23 protein-coding genes are annotated in these 20,424 nt (G+C 54.9%); 12 read left to right on the top strand and 11 right to left on the bottom strand.

All coding sequences use genetic code 11. The annotated features are described in order from the left end of the window. Positions 1–78: 78 nt before the first annotated feature. From M3A44_15230 to M3A44_15220, 3 genes are all read right to left on the bottom strand, one after another. Entirely contained in the window at positions 79–456 is a 378-nt protein-coding gene (locus M3A44_15230; protein MEQ6342951.1) for a DUF3135 domain-containing protein, read from the bottom strand. Positions 457–656: 200 nt separating this feature from the next. Then, the gene (locus M3A44_15225; GenBank protein MEQ6342950.1) at positions 657–1,139 is read right to left on the bottom strand and encodes a peptidylprolyl isomerase; all 483 of its coding nucleotides are present in this window, start codon (positions 1,137–1,139) and stop codon (positions 657–659) included. A gap of 64 nt (positions 1,140–1,203) precedes the next feature. Beyond that, a complete protein-coding gene (locus tag M3A44_15220) occupies positions 1,204–3,186 on the bottom strand; it encodes a transglycosylase SLT domain-containing protein (GenBank protein ID MEQ6342949.1) in 1,983 nt (660 codons plus the stop codon). Between the two features lie 153 nt (positions 3,187–3,339). Between M3A44_15220 and M3A44_15215 the strand changes: the two genes are divergently transcribed. Next, the gene (locus M3A44_15215) at positions 3,340–3,762 is read left to right on the top strand and encodes an HIT family protein (GenBank protein ID MEQ6342948.1); all 423 of its coding nucleotides are present in this window, start codon (positions 3,340–3,342) and stop codon (positions 3,760–3,762) included. Positions 3,763–3,922: 160 nt separating this feature from the next. On the opposite strand, the gene M3A44_15210 is transcribed toward M3A44_15215, so the two are convergent. The 7 genes from M3A44_15210 to M3A44_15180 form a co-directional block, all read right to left on the bottom strand. Next, positions 3,923–4,915: a KpsF/GutQ family sugar-phosphate isomerase gene (locus M3A44_15210; GenBank protein MEQ6342947.1), complete on the bottom strand. Its 993-nt coding sequence runs from the start codon at positions 4,913–4,915 to the stop codon at positions 3,923–3,925. A gap of 33 nt (positions 4,916–4,948) precedes the next feature. Beyond that, positions 4,949–5,815, bottom strand: coding sequence for a 4-hydroxybenzoate octaprenyltransferase (ubiA, locus tag M3A44_15205; GenBank protein MEQ6342946.1), 867 nt, complete (start codon positions 5,813–5,815; stop codon positions 4,949–4,951). Then, on the bottom strand, positions 5,805–6,395 hold the full coding sequence (locus M3A44_15200; protein ID MEQ6342945.1) for a chorismate lyase: 591 nt from the start codon (positions 6,393–6,395) through the stop codon (positions 5,805–5,807). Before M3A44_15200 ends, ubiA begins: the two co-directional genes overlap by 11 nt. A gap of 6 nt (positions 6,396–6,401) precedes the next feature. Further along, positions 6,402–6,611 (bottom strand): type II toxin-antitoxin system HicA family toxin, encoded by a 210-nt coding sequence (locus M3A44_15195; protein MEQ6342944.1) that lies wholly within the window; start codon positions 6,609–6,611, stop codon positions 6,402–6,404. Next, on the bottom strand, positions 6,608–6,811 hold the full coding sequence (locus tag M3A44_15190) for a type II toxin-antitoxin system HicB family antitoxin (GenBank protein MEQ6342943.1): 204 nt from the start codon (positions 6,809–6,811) through the stop codon (positions 6,608–6,610). Before M3A44_15190 ends, M3A44_15195 begins: the two co-directional genes overlap by 4 nt. 185 nt (positions 6,812–6,996) lie before the next feature. Next, positions 6,997–9,057 carry an ATP-dependent DNA helicase RecG gene (recG, locus tag M3A44_15185; GenBank protein ID MEQ6342942.1) on the bottom strand — a complete coding sequence of 687 codons (2,061 nt, stop codon included), beginning with the start codon at positions 9,055–9,057 and terminating at the stop codon, positions 6,997–6,999. 94 nt (positions 9,058–9,151) lie between these two features. Continuing rightward, positions 9,152–10,126 (bottom strand): integron integrase, encoded by a 975-nt coding sequence (locus M3A44_15180; protein ID MEQ6342941.1) that lies wholly within the window; start codon positions 10,124–10,126, stop codon positions 9,152–9,154. A 209-nt stretch (positions 10,127–10,335) separates the two neighbouring features. Here M3A44_15180 and M3A44_15175 point away from each other — a divergent pair, with 209 nt between their 5' ends. From M3A44_15175 to M3A44_15130, 10 genes are all read left to right on the top strand, one after another. Next, positions 10,336–11,205 (top strand): nucleotide-binding protein, encoded by an 870-nt coding sequence (locus M3A44_15175; protein ID MEQ6342940.1) that lies wholly within the window; start codon positions 10,336–10,338, stop codon positions 11,203–11,205. Positions 11,206–11,307: 102 nt separating this feature from the next. Next, a complete protein-coding gene (locus tag M3A44_15170) occupies positions 11,308–11,718 on the top strand; it encodes a GFA family protein (GenBank protein MEQ6342939.1) in 411 nt (136 codons plus the stop codon). Between the two features lie 84 nt (positions 11,719–11,802). Next, the gene (locus tag M3A44_15165) at positions 11,803–12,345 is read left to right on the top strand and encodes a hypothetical protein (GenBank protein ID MEQ6342938.1); all 543 of its coding nucleotides are present in this window, start codon (positions 11,803–11,805) and stop codon (positions 12,343–12,345) included. Between the two features lie 105 nt (positions 12,346–12,450). Further along, the gene (locus tag M3A44_15160) at positions 12,451–12,897 is read left to right on the top strand and encodes a hypothetical protein (protein ID MEQ6342937.1); all 447 of its coding nucleotides are present in this window, start codon (positions 12,451–12,453) and stop codon (positions 12,895–12,897) included. Positions 12,898–12,915: 18 nt separating this feature from the next. After that, positions 12,916–13,482: a hypothetical protein gene (locus M3A44_15155; protein ID MEQ6342936.1), complete on the top strand. Its 567-nt coding sequence runs from the start codon at positions 12,916–12,918 to the stop codon at positions 13,480–13,482. 76 nt (positions 13,483–13,558) lie between these two features. Continuing rightward, the gene (locus M3A44_15150; GenBank protein ID MEQ6342935.1) at positions 13,559–13,867 is read left to right on the top strand and encodes a DUF1272 domain-containing protein; all 309 of its coding nucleotides are present in this window, start codon (positions 13,559–13,561) and stop codon (positions 13,865–13,867) included. Positions 13,868–14,000: 133 nt separating this feature from the next. Then, a complete protein-coding gene (locus M3A44_15145) occupies positions 14,001–14,279 on the top strand; it encodes a hypothetical protein (protein ID MEQ6342934.1) in 279 nt (92 codons plus the stop codon). Between the two features lie 1,346 nt (positions 14,280–15,625). Next, positions 15,626–16,141, top strand: a complete 516-nt coding sequence (locus M3A44_15140) for a hypothetical protein (protein MEQ6342933.1) — start codon at positions 15,626–15,628, stop codon at positions 16,139–16,141. A 91-nt stretch (positions 16,142–16,232) separates the two neighbouring features. After that, complete coding sequence (locus M3A44_15135; GenBank protein MEQ6342932.1) at positions 16,233–16,739, top strand: hypothetical protein; 507 nt, start codon at positions 16,233–16,235, stop codon at positions 16,737–16,739. A gap of 973 nt (positions 16,740–17,712) precedes the next feature. Then, complete coding sequence (locus tag M3A44_15130; protein ID MEQ6342931.1) at positions 17,713–18,519, top strand: serine protease; 807 nt, start codon at positions 17,713–17,715, stop codon at positions 18,517–18,519. A 310-nt stretch (positions 18,520–18,829) separates the two neighbouring features. On the opposite strand, the gene M3A44_15125 is transcribed toward M3A44_15130, so the two are convergent. After that, a complete protein-coding gene (locus M3A44_15125) occupies positions 18,830–19,102 on the bottom strand; it encodes a hypothetical protein (GenBank protein MEQ6342930.1) in 273 nt (90 codons plus the stop codon). A gap of 746 nt (positions 19,103–19,848) precedes the next feature. Between M3A44_15125 and M3A44_15120 the strand changes: the two genes are divergently transcribed. Beyond that, a complete protein-coding gene (locus M3A44_15120) occupies positions 19,849–20,421 on the top strand; it encodes an SEC-C metal-binding domain-containing protein (protein ID MEQ6342929.1) in 573 nt (190 codons plus the stop codon). Positions 20,422–20,424 lie beyond the last annotated feature (3 nt).

Below are 20,424 nucleotides of genomic sequence, written 5' to 3'. Positions count from 1 at the left end.
TGTGCTCCTTCATCGAATCAGGTGGCCACACTCAGGTGCGTTGCTTTCACGCTGTAACCCATTCGCCATTTAGGCTTGTCAGGCAATGGGCTTGGTGGCCTTGAAAGGTAATATTGTGGCGGATTCCGGCGGCTTGCTGTCTGGCCGTTTTTTAGTAGAGGGATAGGATTCCAGCTCTCCGAGCAAGCGCAGGGCGTTCAGCAATCCTTTTTCTCCGTATACGGAGTCCCACATCCTGTTAAACAGGCGCATGCAGCCCTGCATGGGGTTGCTGCATGTTTGCAGTTCCATATCAATACTCCACTGCAAGCCGCGAAGGCGCTGCTGGCGCTCCTCGGGGGCGTTTAAAAAAACGCTTTCTATGGCATCCCTGCGCCGCACGGCAAAGGCCTCTGGATCAGTCTTCGCTAGCGTCATCCATTCATCAAAGTCAAATGAAGATGAAGGGTCGCTCATATTTTGTATCCGCAGTATTAATTGGCTTAACGCTACATAGGCAATTTTAACGCCATAAACATTATTTAATTGATTTCAATAAAATTTATTTTATTTTGACGTTCTTCCTGCCAGATGTGTGTAAAGTATTCCGACACAATGCATCAGGAAATAAGCCCTAAACACACAGTGGCACTGTGTTTTTAGGGCTTTGAAGCGACTTAATGATGGTGATGCTCACCGGTATGTGCATGGCCGTGACTGATCTCTTCGGCGGTTGCCGGACGGATATCCACAATTTCGACATCAAAGTGCAGGATCATGCCCGACAGGGGGTGATTTCCATCGAGGGTCACGGAGGAATCGGAAATATCCGTCACGGTGAAGATCATATCGCCTTCCGGGCTATCCATGGACACACGGTCGCCTGGGGCAAGGTCGGCATCCGGGGGGAATTGTGACAAGGGGACTTCGATTTCCGCTTCGGGATTCCGCTCACCATAGCCCTGCTTCGGGTGAACGATAACGTGGGTCTTTTGACCAGCCTCGAGTCCTTCCAGGCCATTTTCCAATCCGGGAATGATGTTGCCGTGTCCGTGGAGGTAGCTAAACAGCTCGCCCTCCTCGGTGCTGTCGAGGGTGTCGTTGTTTTCGTCAGTCAGCAGATAGTGCATGGAGACCACCATGCCATTGGCTATTTTCATGCGGATTTCCTCAAAGATTGAAATTTTAACGCAAAAATTATACCGCAATTTGCGAAAAAACGCCTTATTGGCGCATCCTGCCGCCTGGAATGTCTCCCGCTATCAGTGGATTACTGGAAGCAATCGCCGCCGTGCCCACCGGCAACATGATGCGCGACAAAAGTGTTGGGCTGCTGCCCAGACGTTGCTGGTAAATCACGGTATAGGTCAACACGCGACGCACATAGTCGCGCGTTTCCTTGAAGGGGACGTTTTCCACCCACAGATCCGCTGCGATCACGCGGTCTTGCGGCAGCCATTGCTTCACCCGGCCCGCTCCCGCGTTGTAGGCGGCGGTGGCCAGCATGGCGTTGTTGTCGAAAGTATCCAGGCGGCTGCGCAGATAGGCGGCGCCGAAGCGGATGCTGGTGTCCGGCAACAACAGGTCATTGGGGTTGCTGAGTCTGGTTTTCAGTGATTTGGCGATCATCCCGCCAGTAGCGGGCATGATCTGCATCAGACCCAGGGCGCCGACGGGTGAGCGTGCATCCGGCACAAAGGCGCTTTCCTGGCGCAGGATGCCGTACACCCAGGCGGGGTCGATATCACGATCCCTGGCCTGGGATTCGACCCGTTCGCGGTGCTCAAGGGGGAACAGCAGATCCAGATCGTCCTGGCGCGGGGCGCGCGCCACGGTGAAGATGGCGCGGTCATGCCAGCCCCAGTCGTGCGCCAGTTTGGCGGCGCGCAGCAGTTGTGCCTCGTTCATGTCGCGGGTGACGTGGTTCCATTCGCGGCGCGAATCCGCCGTGCGTCCCAGCAGATGGAATTCGCGGGAGCGCATCACACCGGGCGTCTGTTCCAGCACGGCAAGCTCGGTCGCGGGAAAGGACAGGGGACGATGGGTCAACGCATAAGGCGTGCTCATGCGGTCAGCGGCAAGAAAGCCGTAATAATCGCGGCCGGACGCCAATTCGGTGTAGAGTGGTGCGGCTTCCCCGGCAAGCCCTAGCTGTTCGAGCGCGCGCGCACGCCAGTAACGCCAGCGGGGGAGGGTCCGCTCCTCTTCATTCATCTGTTCTATCCAGCGCCGTGCGGCGCCCCAGTCGCCATCATTGAGCGCCAGCAATATCCGTTTTTCACGCACCTGTGGGTCTTCCTGGGCGGGAGTGAGAGCGTCCAGTCTCGCCCGCGCCCCCGGCTGTTTCTGGGAAACGAGCGCTAGGGCCAGCACACGCTGCGCGGTGTTGCGCTCTTCCATGGTAAAGGCGCGGCGCGTACTGATGTCATCCCAGATTGCCACAGCCCTCGCCGCATCGCTGCGCGCCATGCGTTTGATGCCGTGGGCAAGAATCGAAGCTATGACGGGCTGATCACCCTCAAAACCTACTAGATTGAGGGTCAGTTCCGGTTTTTCGTGAACCTGCAGCCACAGATCCGCCCAGGGCTGCTCATCCGGCACCACAAACCGGCCCAGCGCTCGCGCCAAGTCAATCTGGCCCGCCTCCAGCGTCAGGCGCAAACGCTGCCACACCAGATCTCTGGTCATGCCCCCGGTGGCGCGCCACGCATCAAATACGCTGTCACAGGCGGCGGGCTGGGAGCGCCCCGACAGCCATAAAGTGTCGATTTGACGGAGCGCTTCGGTGCTATTGCCGGTCTCCAGCAGTGCCTTGCGGTAAAGGCATTGCATCTCCACATCGCTGGTGGAACGGTAAGTGGCAACAATCTCATCCCAACGGTTGCGGCCAGCGAGCAGCTGCAGCCACGTGGCGCGCAGGCGGGGGGCGAGCGGGGTATCAGGGTAATCCCGCAGAAAGGCGAGCACTTCCGGCGCGTTGGCCTTGTCGAGGCGCGGCTGCAAATCCTGGTAAAGGAGGTAGGGATAAAGGGGGTAGTCGCCCAGCGATGAGAGCTGACGCTGAAACTCGGGCTGGTTGCCTTGCTTCAAGGCACGTTCGGCGGCCTCAAAGCTGGCGCGTTGCTGGGCAATATCAGGCGTGGCGCAGACCAGGGTAGTCCACAACGCGCCCAGCAGAACCATTATGTATTTTGTACTGCGGAACATCACGTTTCCTCCGCCAGCACTGATTAAACCGACACGGCACATCCTTGTTATCGTCCTGAAAAGCGCTATGCTTTAGCATAACCCGCAACGCGTCACGATACAAATTAAGGCGTGCGTTCAAACAATAAGACAACGAAAAAGGACAATTATTCCATGTCTGTATGCCTTTTATGTCACCCGGCGCGGGAGACAGTGCTCTGGAGCGACGGCCAGTGCCGCGTCATCCTTGTGGAGGATGCCGCTTATCCTGGGTTTTGTCGGGTTATCTGGCAGGCCCATGTGAAAGAAATGACCGATCTTGCCCTGGCGCAACGGCATGACCTGATGTCCGTGGTGTTTGCCGTGGAGCAGGCGCTGCGTGAAACCCTACAGCCAGACAAGATCAACCTGGCGTCGCTCGGCAATCAGGTGCCGCATCTTCACTGGCACGTCATCCCGCGCCTTGCGGATGACGCCCACTTTCCCGACCCCATCTGGGCCGTGGCGCGGCGTGAGGGCCAGGCACGGCAGGTGGATGTGGAACAGCTCACTCAGGCGCTGGCAAGGTATCTCTCTGCGGGCTGGAGCAGCCAGTGATAGAGGGTGGCGTTAGGTTGTGAGGCTGGTGGTTACGGAGGTGAATATGGACTTTGAGCGTTTTATCATCGCCTGGACTTCTTTTACGCTGTGCCTAATTGTACTCATCAAAGGATGCGCCCCGGTTCTGTTATTGGAGTCGGACTGAAACCTAAACTCATCAAACCACACCCGCACGCAGCAGGTCGTGCATATTCAGGGCGCCGACCAGAGCGCCGTTCTCATCTACCACCAGCAGCGCGCTGATCTTGCAGGTTTCCATGATGGCGAGCGCCTCGGCGGCGAGCTTGTCGGGGCGCACGGTTTTGCCGTTGCGGGTCATCACCTCGGCGATGCCGGTGCTATGCACATCTAATTCATGATCCAGCGCGCGGCGCAGGTCGCCATCGGTGAAGACGCCGATGGCGCGCCCTTGCTCATCGACTATTGCCGTCATGCCCAGCCCCTTGCGCGACATTTCCACCAATGCTTCTTTGAGCAGCGCGTCCTCGCGCACTTTGGGGATGGCCTCGCCGGTGTGCATGATGTCATTGATCAGCAGCAGCAGACGCCGCCCCAGCCGTCCGCCGGGGTGGGAGCGCGCGAAGTCCTCGGCAGTGAAGCCGCGCGCTTCGAGCAGCGCGACGGCCAGCGCATCGCCCATCACCAATGTCGCCGTGGTGCTGGAGGTGGGGGCCAGCCCGAGTGGACAGGCTTCCTGTTCCACACTGACGTCGACATGCACCGTCGCCGCGTGCGCCAGCGTGGAGCGCGGGTTGCCGGTAAGTGCGATCAAAGGCACACCAAGCCGCTTGATCAGCGGCAAAATGGTGAGGATCTCGTCAGTCTCGCCGGAGTTGGACAGCGCCATCACGACGTCCTTGGCGGTGATCATGCCCAGGTCGCCGTGGCTCGCCTCGCCGGGATGCACAAAAAATGCCGGGCTACCGGTGGAGGCGAGTGTCGCCGCGATCTTGCCGCCGATATGGCCGGACTTGCCCATGCCGAGCACCACGATGCGCCCCTCGCAGGCCAGCATGTACTGACAGGCCTGGACGAAGTTGCCATCAATGCGCGAGACAAGCGCAGACACCGCTCGCGCTTCGGTTTCGATCACCGCCAGCCCGAGTCGTTGCAGTTTTTGCGCTTCCTGCGGCGCGGATTTTAAAGTCATTTCAAGAATATCCTTGCGTATCAATGACAATTTTTAGAAAAGGTAATCCAGTACTATGCCACAAAATATCGCCGCGCCGAACCAGCTGTTGTTGAGAAACGCCTTGAAACAGCCTGCCGCATCGCGGTTTCTGATCAGGTATTGCTGGTAAACACCCAAGCCAGCGGCGGCAGCCAGGCCAATATAATACGCCAGCCCCATTTCCAGTTGCCTACCGATCAGCAGCAGTGCCAGCAGGAACAAAATCTGGATGGCGCCGATGATCGGGCGGTCGGCGTCGCCAAACAGAATCGCAGTGGATTTGACGCCAATCTTCAGGTCATCGGGACGGTCCACCATGGCATACATGGTGTCGTAGGCGGTGGCCCACAGCACGGTGGCGGTGAACAGCAGCCAGGCGACTTTGGGTATCTCGCCCGTCTGCGCCGCGAACACCATCGGCACTGCCCAGCCGAACGCCATGCCCAGCACCACCTGTGGCAGATGGGTGTAGCGTTTCATGAACGGGTAAACCGCCGCGAGTAGCACGCCAATCAAGGACAGCAGGATGGTCAGCCGGTTCATCAATAACACCAGCCCGAAGGCCATCAGACACAGCGCAGCAAACAGCGTCAGCGCCTCCCGGGGTGAGACGCGCCCGGCGGCGATGGGCCGGTCACTCGTGCGGGCCACGTGCGGGTCGATGTTCCGGTCCGCGTAATCGTTGATCACGCACCCCGCCGAACGCATCAACACTACGCCCAGCACGAACACGACCAACACCAGCGGGTCGGGACGGCCCGCGCCCGCGATCCACAATGCCCACAGCGTAGGCCACAACAATAAAAGGATGCCGATGGGCCGGTTGAGCCGCGTCAGGAGCACATATTGATGCAGGCGCGCCTTGGTATCAGGATTCATTTTCAAGAAGATCCGGCAAAAATATCTCGCTCACCAGCAGCGGTTTGTCTTGCAGATAAAACACTGAGCGCCTGCCCCAAATTTCATCCGGCTTATGTTCCAGCGCCTGCGTAGCCATCCTGAACACCGCGCTCCCTGCGGCAAGGCGCGCCACTTCCACTTCACTGCGGCGCATGGATTTATCGGCGAACAGCATTTCTCCCAGTGGCTTGTTTCCCAGATACGCCAGCCGCCGCTGTGGCCCGCTCAAGGTACGTAGTGGAATCACCGTGCGTGCAAACACCCAGGGCCGCTCGTCGCACAACAAATACACCATGCGCACTACGGCGCCTTCATAACCACGCATCCTTAGTGTGACGCGCTCATCGCGCAACGGGCGAGCTTGTGCCTCGCTCATCACCCGCACCTGAAAGTGCCCATGACACGCTTGCCGCAAACGTTGTGTCAGCGAGGTTGTGTCAAATAGCCAGGACGACAGGACCGATGGCACAATGCCGCGTGGCAGATGGCGTCGTGGGCGCCATAACGGCTTGCCCGCCTTCACCACCAACATGTTGGGCTGGCGCTTAACTTGAGACACGTGCATTTATTCCAGGTCGCTTTCTTGAAGCCCTGCCAGTTTGACCAGATGTTTCAGTAATCCAGTTTTCAAAGGTGTATTGCCGTGGATTGGAATCGACAATCGCACGATGCTGCCTCCTTTGCCATAAATGTGATGACTACCGTTGATGCGTAACAATGTCCATCCATGGCGCTCGATAATCTTCGCGAACGTTTTGCCGGATACGGACTTCATACGGCAATTTCCAGCACCCGGTCTCTGCTTGTCGATTCTGGTTGCACTATATCAACAGACAGGCAGCCTTCCACTGCTTCATAAAGATTAGCCAACAGTTCTTCAAAGGTATCACCCTGCGTTATACAACCAGGGATGGCAGGCACTTCGGCCCAATAACCGCCTTCCTCGGCCTCGTGAACCACTACTTTGATCTTCATAGAGTTGTTCCTCTTGCTCAGTTTTCAGCAAACGTAGGGTGCGTTCCACGCACCGGATCTAATGGCGCGCACATTATGCCCTCCACGGGTACGGCGCACCCCTACTTGTTTGAGCCATGGAGATTCTGGAGAAGGCCGATTAAATTTTTATTCTCCATGCCCTCTGTGTGTCCAGTGGCAAAAAATCAAACTTCCCCATACCGCGCCGCCTCGCCCAGCCAACGGCTGATCAACAGCGGAACGCGCTCGGGATAATGTTGCAATAGCAGCTCCGCTGCCTGCTCGATTTTGGGGGTCAGCGCCTGGTCGCGCACCAGGTCGGCGATGTGCAATTGCAGCATGCCGCTCTGGCGCGTGCCGAGCACCTCGCCCGGCCCGCGCAACGCCAGATCGCGGCGCGCGATTTCAAAACCGTCGTTCGTTTCGCGCAGTGCCGCAAGGCGCGCGCGGCCGTCCCGTGAAAGTGGCCCATGATACATCAAAATGCAGCTGCTTTTCTGCGCGCCGCGTCCCACCCGGCCGCGTAATTGATGGAGCTGCGCCAGCCCCAGCCGCTCGGCGTTTTCGATGATCATCAGGCTGGCGTTGGGCACATCCACGCCCACCTCGATCACCGTAGTCGCCACCAAAAGATCTAGCTCGCCCGCCTTGAATGCGGCCATCACTTGCGCCTTTTCGCTGGTCTTCAAGCGCCCATGCACCAACCCCACGCGCAACTCCGGCAGAGCCTCAGTCAACTGCACAGCGGTATCGGCGGCGGCTTGGCACTGCAACGTCTCGGACTCTTCAATCAGCGTGCACACCCAATAGGCCTGCCGACCGGTGCGGCAGGCGCCGCGCACGCGCTCCACCACCTCAGCGCGCCGCGTGTCTGGCACCACCACCGTTTCTACCGGCGTGCGGCCCGGCGGCAGCTCGTCGATAATCGAGCTGTCGAGATCGGCATAGGCGGTCATCGCCAGCGTGCGCGGGATCGGGGTTGCGGTCATGATCAACTGATGGGGATGACGGCTCTGCCCATGTTCATATTGGACGCCTTTTTCGCGTAAGGCGAGGCGCTGGTGGACGCCGAAGCGGTGCTGTTCATCCACAACGATCAGCCCCAGGCTGGCGAACTCGACACCCTCCTGAAACAGCGCATGAGTGCCCACCGCCACAGCGGCCTGTCCCGACGCAAGCCGCTCCAGCATCGTGCGGCGCGCCTTGCCCGGCTGCTTCCCTGACAGCCAGGCGATATCCAGATCCAGCGGCGCCAGCCAGCGCGTGAAATTTTGTAGATGCTGCTCGGCCAGCAACTCGGTCGGCGCCATCACTGCCGCCTGGAATCCCGCCTCCACCGCGTGCAGTACAGCAAGTGCCGCGATAATGGTTTTACCCGACCCGACATCGCCCTGCACCAGCCGCTGCATCGGGCTGGCACGGCGCAGATCCCGCACGATTTCGCCAATCACGCGCTGCTGCGCGCCGGTCAGCGCAAACGGCAGGCTGTCCAGAAGTATCTTCATCAACCGGCCCGGCGCATTCAGCTGCGGCGCACGGCTCGCCTGTATTTTATTGCGCAACAGGCGCAGACTGAGATGATGGGCGAGCAGCTCCTCGAAGGCCAGGCGCTGCTGCGCCGGGTGGCTACCCTCCTGCAACATGGCCAGCGGCGCATCCGGCGGCGGGCGGTGAACATATACCAGCGCATCCAGCAGCGGCGGCAGCTTAAGACGCGCTAGAATTTCGGCGGGCAGCAGCTCTTGCAGCCCTAGCTCGCCAGCGGCGAGATCCAGCGCCGCGCTGCTTAAAGCACGCAAGGTATATTGCTGCAGGCCCTCGGTGGCCGGATAAACCGGCGTCAGACACTCATCCACCGCCGTGGTCGCATATCCTTGAGCATCGGCCCCCACGTCAGTAATGACGCGGTATTCGGGATGCACCATTTCCAGCATTGCCGGTCCGGCGCGCACCTCACCGAAACAACGCACCATTGCACCTCGCGCCAGCCCTGCCTGCTGCTGTGCCGAGAAATGGAAAAACCGCAACAGAATGCCTCCGCTGCCATCAGCCACCCGCACCAGCAACATGCGGCGCTTACCGAGCTTGATCTCGCTTAGCTGCACTTCGCCCAAAATCACCGCCTCATCGCCCCCCCTCAATGTCCCGATGGGCACCACGCGAGTACGGTCCTGATAACGCAGAGGAAGGTGAAACAGCACATCTTGCACCGTGCGAAGGCCGAGCCGCGCCAAGCGCTCCGCCATGCGCGGACCGGCGCCTTTAAGGGCGGTAACAGGCAGGGACTCCAAGGGGGAGTGTGAGGGCGCCTTGTTCAATGGCGTATATTGTCGGCGGGCATTACAACAAATCCAGCGGACTGTTTACACCCTTGCCACCCTTGTTCAGCACATGTGTATAAATCATCGTAGTGCTCACGTCATTATGGCCGAGCAGCTCCTGAACAGTGCGGATGTCATAGCCGGACTGCAACAAATGGGTAGCAAATGAATGCCGCAGGGTGTGCGGCGTGGCCGGTTTAACGATCTCGGCGGCATGCACAGCCCGTTTCACTGCTCTTTGCAGGCCCTTCTCGTCCGCGTGATGACGGCGCGTAACACCCGAGCGCGGATCAACGGAGCGCTGGCCTGAAGGAAAGACATATTGCCAGCCCCACATCCGCCCACCATTGGGGTATTTGCGACTAAGCGCGTTAGGCAGATACGCGTCGCCATAGCCCGCCGCCAGATCTTGCTCGTGTAGCCGTTGCACCCGCTCAAGATGCATGCGCAACGGCTCGGCCAACTTGGCGGGGAGCATGGTCATACGATCTTTTTGTCCCTTGCCATCACGAACAATCAACTCGCCCCGCTCGAACTCGACATCCTTTACCCGCAGTCGCACACACTCCATCAGACGCAACCCCGCGCCATACAAAAGGCTCGCCATCAACCACTGCGACCCTTCCATCTGGTCCAAAAGCATTCTCACCTCAGCATGGGTCAACACCACCGGCAAGCGTTGCGGCACCCTGGCCTTCGTCACATTGTCCAGCCAAGGCAGATCGATTTCCAGCACCTCGCGGTACAAAAACAGCAGCGCGCTTTTCGCCTGATTCTGAGTCGAAGCCGCGACATTGCCTTCCACAGCCAAATGCGACAAAAAAGCCTCCACCTCCTGCGCCCCCATCTGCGCCGGATGCTTTTTCTGATGAAATAAAATGTAGCGCCTAACCCAGTCGAGATATGCACGCTCGGTGCGAATACTGTAATGCTTTACCCGAATTCTCGCCTGGACTTGCTCTAATAATTTGGGTGGATTTTGAGTGTGCGGCATGGATAAAACCAAAGGTGTGATAAAAAATGGAAAATGTCGCCAATAAAGTGAGGTTTACGTTGATTCTAAATGAAAAATATAGTCAAATCTAGTTTTAGACGACAGCCTGACATAATTTTAGGTATTTAATTGGCGTATATGGCGACAGTCGATACAATTTTAGGTATTTTATTGGTGTCTACTTTTAGTTAGCCCTCAGGACACCACATATGGCTCGCGCCCGTTCACAGGAATCTAAGGCTGCGAATCTGTTCGTCGAGCAGATGAGAGCCGCTATACCCAAACTAGATCGTCGTATTGCAGATCTTGAGGACTTTGATGTGGCGACAGTTAGTCAGCGATTCGACCCAGTCGCTGCGACACTTGCCATAAAAGTCAACGGGACGCTGCAGGATATTCTTGGACATGACACAGACGAATATCGCCGGTACTCTGTGGGGTCGTTCGACACACTCCCACTCATCATGGGGCGAGGTAGCGAGCCGCTACCTCGCGTCCAAGAGGGGTACAAGGAAGGCATTCATCGATGCCTTCTAAAGCTCAAAACACTGAGGGAGCTATTCGAAGAGCGAATCGAAGACGCCGGAAGTTCAGCCGCCGAGGCTCAGCTGCCGGGCGATCAACCATTGCCGTCAGATCGACGTGTCTTCGTTGTGCATGGCCATGATCACGGCGCCAAGGAATCCATCGCGAGGTACCTCTCCAAACTCGACCTTGAACCAGTCATTCTCCATGAGCAGCCGAACCAAGGCCGCACCGTCATCGAAAAGTTCGAAGCACACACCGGGGTAGCGTTCGCCGTGGTACTGCTCACTCCAGACGACATGGGCCACGCTGTAGGAAAACCCGAAGAAGCCAAACCTCGCGCACGCCAGAACGTGGTTCTTGAGTTGGGCTTTTTCATGTCTGCTCTTGGTCGCGATCGGGTCTGCGTCCTCTACAAGGGTGGCGTCGAAATTCCCTCCGACTATTCCGGCATCCTTTACCACTCGCTCGACGATGCAGGTGGCTGGCGGTTTCTGCTTGCCAAGGAAATGAAGGCGTCTGGAATCGATATTGACTTGAACAAAGTCACTTAAGTGTTGATGGCTAACCCGGCGTTCGAGCCGACCGCTACGCGTCGGCTCAACTTTGCGTTAGGCATAGACAAAAAGTTTTCCACTGACTTATGAGGGGATTTTATGAAAGAATTACTGGTTGGCGGTTGCTTCTGCGGTGAGGTTCGCTATGAATCCACTGGAGAAGCAGTCTTCTCGGGAAATTGTCATTGTCGTGATTGTCAGCGAACATCCGGCGGTGCTTTTACACCAGCGTTGTTTGTCCCGGAGCAAACGGTGAAGATAAGCGGCACGGTAAAATACTACGAATCAACAGCGGACAGCGGAAATAAGGTGGGGCGAGGATTTTGTCCTAATTGTGGTTCCCAATTGTTTGCCAAATTAGAGATGATGCCAAATATATTGGGACTTCGTGCAGGAACCCTTGATGATCCGTCGATGTTTAAGCCCACGCTCGATATTTATACTTCAAGTGCAGCGCATTGGGATTTCATGAACCCCGATCTGCCGAAGTTTCCCAAGGCACCACATTAAAACATGGAAATCTATGCCTAACATTGCGTTCGAGAGGGACGCGCCAAAAGCGGCGCGCCCCTCAACTTTACGTTGGGCGTCATCATGAGCGTTAAGCCGCACCAGATTGCTGACTTCCTCTTGTACGCTCGACGACCGGGAACTTGGCTCTTTGCCGCCCGCCGACAAATGGCCGTCGCGGAAATACTTCTCGACCGCCGGGCCACTTACGGACCTTTCAGTAGCGAGTCCGTTGAAGAGCGGTCGGGCTGTATTGCAGCTGCCTACTTTCACGCTGGTCTCGCAATCGAAAACGCAGCAAAAGCCTATTTGGTCCATCGAGACCCAATGCTCATCCAAAGCGACGGACGGATTGATCGTAAGAAACTTGGCGGCAAAGGTGGGCATGGTCTTGTTGACCTTTGTGAGTTAGTGCTCTCCGAAATTGACCCAAAGGATTACCAACTGCTTCAGAAACTCCAAGAGCACGTGGTCTGGCTAGGAAAGTACGTTACCCCGATGGACGCCTCACCTCTCTACGACGAAGCACTTATGGACATCATCCGAAATTCGTCCGCCGACGAGCAAGTCCGTTTACGTTCATTGTTCGAACGCCTACTCGCCACTGTCCCCGGAGAATCAAAATGACGCCCAACCCGGCGCTCAACCTCGCTCCTTTCAGTCGCTGGACGCTGCGCGATAAAGCCGCGCCGCGCCGGTTAGCTCTACGTTAGAGCCCAAAGGAGATCCAACGTGATCAGAAACACTCTGGTAGCGGTCGTGCTGTTCACTACCTCACCCGCATTAATTGCTGCAGAGTCTACAGACTTCGCGAAGAAGGGGCGTGCCACTTGGGCCGCGTTCGAGTGCTCGTCCCTTGCGTCAGTCTTGGAAAGGCCTAAGGACCAAGAGCGTCTCTTCCGGTTCGGCTATGAGCAAGGAAAAGAGTTTCTTCACGCCTTACAGGGTGGGCGAATTACAGCCGAGGACTTGAAGTCCATTGCGCCTTCGGGCCTGCTCATGGTCGCTCAAGGCCCAACTGCTGACTTCATACTTGGGCGCGTCTTTGAGTCTGCACAGGAGAATGCGCTCAAAGATGTGATCACGACTGAATCCGTCCTGCATAAAGACTTGCAGGAGGCCATTGCATCACGCAAATTCACCTCTGGTAATTGCGAAATCATTGGAAATGGACGCTAACAACGCGTTCAACACATCATGGCAGCCGACTTCTACTTTAAAAATCCAACGTTCACTATCCAGCCGCTGGCGACAGTGGCGGCTTTTAAGTGGCATGAGCTTCCCGATGAAGACATAAGGTACTCAATCGCCGCAGAGGAACAGTACCTGAATTTTCATCTCTACATGCTCGAAAATCTCCGCCATACCAAGGCTGGTCAACTAACACAGCGTCCGTATGAATACGAACTTGGTCTCTCAGTCAGAGCGGGGGCAGTTAAAGCCGCTGTACTGATAGCAGCATCTATCATTGAAGCCGCGCTCCGTGCACTTGCAGAAGCAAGAAAATATCCGCTCAACGCAGAGCCGCGCCGTCGGACATTTGGCAATGTCATCAAGGCTTGGGAACAGAATGGCGCGCCGAGACCCGACGTTGCGCAGGTTTGGCCGGACATAAAGGCCATGCATGAGGTACGTAACTTTGTTCACCTACACAAGGCTGCAAAGGATACTGATGCCGAATGGGGAAATATTCTTCACAGAGAAGAGGCACTACTCTCTGGTGCGCTCAAGGCCATTGAACATGTATCGAAGATTAAGGCCTAACATGGCGTTCGAGAGGGACGCGCCAAAAGCGGCGCGCCCCTCAACTTTACGTTAGCCATCACAGAAAGGACATGCCATGCTTGAACTGAGACCAACCTGTGAGAATTGCAATCGGGCGTTGCCCCCTGACTCACTTGATGCGCGTATCTGCACCTACGAGTGTACGTTCTGCGCTCACTGCGTTGACACAGTATTGGGCAACGTCTGTCCAAATTGTGGCGGCGGATTTGTTTCTAGACCAGTCAGGCCGTCGAAGAATTGGAAAGGAGACAATTTTCTCGGAAAGGATCCTGCGAGTACCAAGGTCAAGCACAGGCCAGTTGACCCTGACGCTCATGCGAAATTTTCAGCGGCGATAAAAACAATATCACCTGAAAAGAGGTAGCCAAATGATACTGAAGATGGCTAACCTTGCGTTCGAGCGGGACGCCGCAAAAGCGCGGCGCCCCTCAACTTTACGTTAGAGGTATTGGTGAGAGTTATTTGATTCGCAGTGAAAAATTAATAGGAGGCTGATTGTGGCAGGTTATGTTGAAGGGAAAACTAAAAATGAAATTCTTGCCGAGCTGGCATTGGCTGCACAACCTGGTTCAATCATTCATGAGCAGCAGAAATCCGCAATAACGGTTCGTTGTACAGAAGACATTGAGTCAGCTTTTTCAGCACTTACATCACAGCTTGCAAAAAACTCAGAGTCAAATGACCGACTTTCTGGGAAGGTTTTCTGGCTAAATGTACTTATTGCTATTGCCACAGTAGTTGGAGCGTTGGCAACAGTGGCGCAAGCATTGAAGTGAAAACCTCTAACCCGGCGGTCAAGTGGGACGCTCCGCCGAAAAGCACGGCTCCGCGCCCCTTACCTTTACGTTAGGCAACCCGAAAAGAACGTTCTTTTTTCGGTGCGTGGGTAACATCCAGAATGCGGGCGCAAGAATGCCTGAAAGTGTTTTCTTCGTAGCTCACTGAGCTTCATCTTTTTCACGGTTATGGGTTACGGCCAGCAGTCAAGCCCAAGTGTGGCGAGAAGTCTTCACTCCGCCATATGATGTGCCAGTGCTGGGCAGTCTGTTACTTTTTTGCTTTAACAAGTTTCTTGTGTGGGTCGCGTCACGCGCAGGGCGAAAAAACGGTGCTCTTGCCCATTCCATTGCTAGCCAATGAGCGCGGGCAGTGGTGCAGTGGTTACGGAGAGAGCTTACGCTGTAGCCTTTTCCGTTTGCCCCACGCCATGCGGCGCGACGCAAGCCGGGGCGGGTCACATCGGCCTGTTCATGTTGCATCAAGGGTTTTGGTGTGTGGGTGCGTCTTGAGCATAGCCTTCCCCGGCCTAACATTGCATTCAAGGGGACACGCCTTGGCGAGGCATTTTTAGGGCATGAGTTTCATCAGTGCAGGGGTGCTGTTCTGGCTTCATCGTTGGCGTGCCCCTTAATTTAACGTTAGGCAACCTGAAAAGCGCATTCGTTTTTTGTTGCGTGGGTAACGTCCAGAGAGCTGGCGCAAGAATGCCTGAAAGTGTTTTCTTCGTGGCTCGCTGAGTTTCATCTTTTTCACGGTTATGGGTACCGGCCGGAATCAAGTTTAGTGGTTGTGAGCAGTTTTCACTCCGTCGCCCACTGGGCTTGATACTCTCCCCAATCATGGGTTGCGGCCAGATGACACAACAGGGGTTGCGGGCAGGTTTCACTTCGCCATATGATGTGCCAGTGCTGGGTAATCTGTTACTTTTTTTGCTTTAGCAAGTTTCTTGTACGGGTCGCGTCACGTGCAGGGCGAAAGAACGGTGCTTCTCGTGTCATGTGTTCAATCTGCCACGAGGAAGGAACGCGGGCCGAGGCGCAGGGGTTGTGGAGAGAATTTACGCTGTAGCCCTTTCCGTTTGCCCCACGCCTACGGCGCGACGCAAGCCGGTGCGGGTCACATCGGCCAGTTAATGTTGCTTTAAAGGGTTTTGGTGTGTGGGTGCATCTTGAGCAGCGTCTTCCCCGGCCTAACATTGCATTCAAGGGGACACGCCTTGGCGAGGCATTTTTAGGTTCACGGGCATCGTCAGCGCAGGGGCGTTGTTCTGGCTTCATCGTTGGCGCGCCCCTTAATTTAACGTTAGAAAGCACTTTGAGATGGCTAATAGATCGGGGGAACAATGAAAGCAATGTCGTCAGTCCTTCTAATGCTTTGCGCTTTCTACTGCTGTAACGCGATTGCTGAGGAACAAAAACCGGGCAAAAAGACTGTTCCCTCCTTGGAGAGCAGTGTCAAGATACTTGAATCGCGCATCTCAGCACTTGAGTCGCGTGTCTCATCTCAGTACGCATCGCTGAACTGCGATACAGGGAAATATGACGAGTTCATGTTCCAATTAAGCAAACTTGTCTTCTTCGCATCGTGCACAAAGATAGAGCCATACCTGGAAGGGCACCGGATCACTGTACAAATAGGCAACCCACATGCCTTCAATTTCAGCAATGTGAAAGGACATCTCTTTTATGGGAAGGAAATATGGGATGCGTTCTCAAATCAGGTGGAGATTTCCACAACAAATACAATTCGAGCAGGTACATGGCAAACCATAACGGTCGTCGTTAATCCCTCTACAGCGGAGCAGATGCGCAGCCTAATCTTGGAGCTAAGTGCCGAAACAGCGAGCGCAATTCAGTAATGCCTTCTAACCCTATGCTCAAGCGGGACTGCGCAAAAGCGCGCAGCCCCTTAGCTTCACGTTAGGGCACACGCCAATTTTCGGAGAAACGATGAGGACTTTTATTTTTGCACTTGCATTGCTCGCTGGCATCTCCGGCTGCGCGACGGTTGTCCCACTCCCGCAATGGAGTATGTCACCAGAAGCCTCTGAGACAGAGTACGGACAATATCTACAGGGTGGCTCAGCCACCCTGTCAGGCCAAGCATTTCTTACTCAACAAAACGGTGGCGTCGTCAAGGCTGCTGGACGTACCGTTACTCTTGATCCCGCCACTTCGATTGGCAACGAATGGTGGGGTAAGGCCGGGAAATTCTGGGTTCATCGCGCGCTAACTCCACCATCGCCTGGCTTTCTCAAAGCTCGCCGCACTACCACCGCAGACGCTGATGGGAAATTCCGATTCCAAGATCTTCCAGCCGGAAAGTACTATGTCCGCACGGAAGTCACATGGGAAATCGGAGGCTACAACCCAACGCAAGGCGGCTTGGTAGGTCAAGTAGTCGAGGTAAAAGAGAGCCAGAATAGAGAAGTTATTCTCAATGCGTATCCACAATAGCCCCAGTTGCACAGAGCGCCCTAACACATGGAGGGCATGTACAAAGTATGAAATGGTTTTCTGCTAGTATAATTGTGGTCGCGCTTTTTCTTTGTGGCTGCTCGACAATTGGCGGTTACACTGCAAGTGAGTATACGGAGTTTGGCTGTAGTTACAGTGATGGGTATTACAGATGCCCAGAGTCAGCAAAGTCTAGTCTATTGAAACCTGGGAGTTGTTCATGGGTTAATCCATATACAAAAAATGACGGCACATTTGTTTCTGGTCATTATCGATGCAAAGAATCGGTTGCCAGCTCTTCCTCAAATTCTTCGGGTAGCAATTGTCATTGGGTCGATGGTTACTATAGAAAAAATGGAACTTATGTGCGTGGTCATCAGCGATGTCGTTAGTTAATTCGCCCCTAACACGTCATTCAAGGGGACACGCCTTGGCGAGGCATTTTTATGTCATGGGTTTCATCAGCGTTGGGGCGTTGTTCCGGCATCGTCATTGGCGTGCCCCTTAATCTTACGTTAGAAGTCAGTTTGGTTTTACAGCGGCGTCTCATTAAGGGCGTTGCCACAGTTCAAGGGTTGTGGCTCCGTTATGCGCCGTGTTCAGTTCAGTGGCGTGGCTCTGAACGTGTGCGGGTTCTTTTGTTTACGTCAGGGCAAAATGCCCCATGCACATCGGGCGTTGTTTGTTGCACTGGCCAGCCACGTACTGTGGCGTTACTATCAACTCTGGCACGGGGCATTTCGCTGGTTCTTTCGGGGGCGGCGCCAATCAGTGAACAACAGGGGGTTGTCAGTGGCTTTTCAAAAAACAGTTTCATTCACAGCCTGGGTATCTTCAGCTGGGTTAGCTTCGTCTTCTAACACGTCACTCAAGCCGACGCCGGTCAGCGGCGCACTTCGTGGTGGTGTTCGTGGCGGCGCGGCTTAGCTCTACGTTAGCCATTTTATAGTCTATGACTCCCGCTGAAACTCTAATGCATACCACTGTCCGGCTTGAGTGCTCGCTGGTTGGAAATCGTGCGTCCACCGGAACAGGGTTCTTCTTCTCGTTCAAGATCGATGACAAAACCCACGTGCCAGTTATTGTCACTAATAAACACGTAATCAAAGATTCAAAAGTCGGCACATTCGTTTTGACAAAGAGCAACGAACAGGGTGAGCCAATTCTTGGCTCAACTGAACGAATTGTCCTCGACAATTTTGAAAGCCTCTGGATAAAGCATCCTGAGGAAAACGTCGACCTAGCGATTTTCCCAATAGCCCCCCTTTATCACGAAGCCGAAGCGAAAGGGATCAAATTCTTCGCCCCACCGATTGGCGAAGACCTACTGATCACACCCGAGAAACTTGCCGATCTTTCTGGTCTTGAAAACATAACCATGATTGGATATCCGAACGGCATTTGGGATGAAAAGAACAACATGCCAATCGTACGGCGTGGAATTACAGCCACGAACCCGAAGAACGACTACAACGGGCTTCCAATATTCGTGATTGATTGTGCTTGTTTTCCAGGGTCAAGCGGAAGCCCGGTGCTAATCTTCGACCAAGGCGGCTACCTTGATGCAAAAGGTAATCTAAACCTTGGTGGCGGTCGCATCATTCTGCTTGGCGTCTTGTTTGCTGGCCCTCAACATGTTGCTGAGGGAGAAATCCAAACCATCGAAGTGCCGCTTGCCCAAATCCCTATCAGTTTGTCCAAGATTCCAAACAATCTGGGTTTTGTTGTTAAAGCTCACAAAATTGCAGACTTCAGAAAGATGCTTATACCCAATGGCTAACCTATCATTCAAGCGGGACGCGCTAAAGCGCGCCCCTTAATTTAACGTTAGAGCGCTCATCAGGCTGTAGTTCTGTCGAGCGTGTTGGCGAGAGTCTGGCATCAGCCACACGGGTGGCTTTTGGTTTTAGGTTCTTGCCAATGGTGTTATTTCTTTCCAGTGCATTTGAGCTTTGCCAGAGCAAGCACCCCTTCCAGCAGCGTCATTTCTTTTTGGGCGGTGCTGCGTGTAGCAGAGTCTTTTTTGGCCGCGTCAGATAAAGCCCGTTCATGGGTTCTGTTCAACGGTAAACGGTGCAGGTGCAGTAATCCTAATTTAGGGTTTTAAAAACAGTGGCGGCGCCAGGAGCAGCGTTTTTGCCAGGGGTGTTATTTCTTTCCGGTGCCTGTGAGCTTTGCAGCCAAAAAGTTCTATCCATCAGCGTCATTTCTTTTCGGGCGGCGCCGCCGGTAGCAAGGCCTTTTTTAGCCGCGTCAGATAAAGCCCGTTCACGGGCGCTGTTCAACGGTAAACGGTTCGAGTACAGTAATCCTATCGAAGGTTTGAAAAACAGTGGCGGTGCCAGGTGCAGAGTTCTTTTCATGTTTATCGTTCGCTGCACCGCCGCGTTCTAACATTGCATTCAAGGGGACACGCCTTGGCGAGGCATTTTTATGTCATGGGTTGCATCAACGCAGGGGCGTTGTTCCGACTTCATCGTTGGCGTGCCCCTTAATTTAACGTTAGGCAATCTGAAAAGCGTGTTCGTTTTTCGGTGTGTGGGTAAGTTCCGGAAAGCTGGCTCAAGAATGCCCGAGAAGTATTTACTTCGTTGCCCACTGAGTTTCGTCCTCTCTCCGGTTATGGGTTACGGCCAGAGGGCAATCTCAGCGGTTGCGGACAGTCTTCACTCCGTCCTATGATGTGCCAGTGCCGGATAACTTTTTAGCTTCTATGCTTTAGCACGTTTCTTGTGCGGGTGGCATCAAGCGCAAGGCAAAAGAACGGTGCTCTTCGCATCACGCACCCATTCCATTGCGGGCCAAGGAGTGCGGGCAGCGGCGCGGTGGTTGCGGGCAGATTTTACGCTGTAGCCCTTTCCGTTTGCGCCACGCCATGCGGCGCGACGCAAGCCGGGGTGGGTCACATTGGCCTGTTAATGTTGCGTTCAAGGGTTTTGGTGTGTGGGCGCGTCTTGTGCAGCGCCTTCCCAGGCCTAACACGTCATTCAAGGGGACACGCCTTGGCGAGGCATTTTTTAGTCATGGGTTTCATCAGCGCAGGGGCGTTGTTCCGGCCTCCTCGTTGGCGTGCCCCTTAATTCGGCGTTGGGTGTCATAAGGAGCATTCATGCCATCAATTCCAGCCTTCTGTGATACTTGCGGCACAGCGTTTCCATCCGGTTTTTTCTTTGAGAACGCATCAAACGTAACTCTATCTGGAAACAGGTCTGGCCCATGTCCAAGTTGCGGAGGCATGGGACATGTCCCAGACGGTGTTTTCAACTTTATTGGGAACACCATAGAGATATTGTCTGCACCCCAACGGACCGTTAATGAACTCACTCGCTTAGTTCAAATAATTCACGAAGCCAAAGCAAAGCAACAATCAAACGAGCAACTTGCGGCACAAATCAAACAAGAGCTTCCAGGGCTATCTTCGCTGGCTGACATCCTGCCGAAGAATCGAGGGGAACTTTATGGCTTTCTCGGCGTGGTACTTGCCGTTATCACGTTGCTTACCCAGTCTCCACAACCCTCTCAAAACATAACAATTAATGTGTCTCAGGTTGTCGAGCAAACACTTGCAAATGCATCGACTCCGAAGCAAAAACCATCGCAATCCAAGAAAATTGGCCGTAACGAGCCATGCCCATGTGGCAGCGAAAAAAAGTACAAAAAATGCTGCGGCGCTCTCAAGTGACAC

Source organism: Gammaproteobacteria bacterium (assembly GCA_040183005.1).
Classification (GTDB): domain Bacteria; phylum Pseudomonadota; class Gammaproteobacteria.
This window is presented reverse-complemented; position numbering and strand designations above follow the sequence as displayed.

Coding starts and splice junctions, on each gene's coding strand:
- M3A44_15170 (MEQ6342939.1), top strand. CDS start 11,308: ATGAAAGAATTACTGGTTGGCGGTTGCTTCTGCGGTGAGGTTCGCTAT.
- M3A44_15125 (MEQ6342930.1), bottom strand. CDS start 19,102: ATGAAAAGAACTCTGCACCTGGCACCGCCACTGTTTTTCAAACCTTCG.
- M3A44_15120 (MEQ6342929.1), top strand. CDS start 19,849: ATGCCATCAATTCCAGCCTTCTGTGATACTTGCGGCACAGCGTTTCCA.
- M3A44_15150 (MEQ6342935.1), top strand. CDS start 13,559: ATGCTTGAACTGAGACCAACCTGTGAGAATTGCAATCGGGCGTTGCCC.
- M3A44_15225 (MEQ6342950.1), bottom strand. CDS start 1,139: ATGAAAATAGCCAATGGCATGGTGGTCTCCATGCACTATCTGCTGACT.
- M3A44_15230 (MEQ6342951.1), bottom strand. CDS start 456: ATGAGCGACCCTTCATCTTCATTTGACTTTGATGAATGGATGACGCTA.
- M3A44_15195 (MEQ6342944.1), bottom strand. CDS start 6,611: ATGAAGTCCGTATCCGGCAAAACGTTCGCGAAGATTATCGAGCGCCAT.
- M3A44_15215 (MEQ6342948.1), top strand. CDS start 3,340: ATGTCTGTATGCCTTTTATGTCACCCGGCGCGGGAGACAGTGCTCTGG.
- ubiA (MEQ6342946.1), bottom strand. CDS start 5,815: ATGAATCCTGATACCAAGGCGCGCCTGCATCAATATGTGCTCCTGACG.
- M3A44_15175 (MEQ6342940.1), top strand. CDS start 10,336: ATGGCTCGCGCCCGTTCACAGGAATCTAAGGCTGCGAATCTGTTCGTC.
- M3A44_15220 (MEQ6342949.1), bottom strand. CDS start 3,186: ATGTTCCGCAGTACAAAATACATAATGGTTCTGCTGGGCGCGTTGTGG.
- M3A44_15140 (MEQ6342933.1), top strand. CDS start 15,626: ATGAAAGCAATGTCGTCAGTCCTTCTAATGCTTTGCGCTTTCTACTGC.
- M3A44_15210 (MEQ6342947.1), bottom strand. CDS start 4,915: ATGACTTTAAAATCCGCGCCGCAGGAAGCGCAAAAACTGCAACGACTC.
- M3A44_15190 (MEQ6342943.1), bottom strand. CDS start 6,811: ATGAAGATCAAAGTAGTGGTTCACGAGGCCGAGGAAGGCGGTTATTGG.
- M3A44_15165 (MEQ6342938.1), top strand. CDS start 11,803: ATGAGCGTTAAGCCGCACCAGATTGCTGACTTCCTCTTGTACGCTCGA.
- recG (MEQ6342942.1), bottom strand. CDS start 9,057: ATGGCGGAGCGCTTGGCGCGGCTCGGCCTTCGCACGGTGCAAGATGTG.
- M3A44_15130 (MEQ6342931.1), top strand. CDS start 17,713: ATGCATACCACTGTCCGGCTTGAGTGCTCGCTGGTTGGAAATCGTGCG.
- M3A44_15135 (MEQ6342932.1), top strand. CDS start 16,233: ATGAGGACTTTTATTTTTGCACTTGCATTGCTCGCTGGCATCTCCGGC.
- M3A44_15180 (MEQ6342941.1), bottom strand. CDS start 10,126: ATGCCGCACACTCAAAATCCACCCAAATTATTAGAGCAAGTCCAGGCG.
- M3A44_15155 (MEQ6342936.1), top strand. CDS start 12,916: ATGGCAGCCGACTTCTACTTTAAAAATCCAACGTTCACTATCCAGCCG.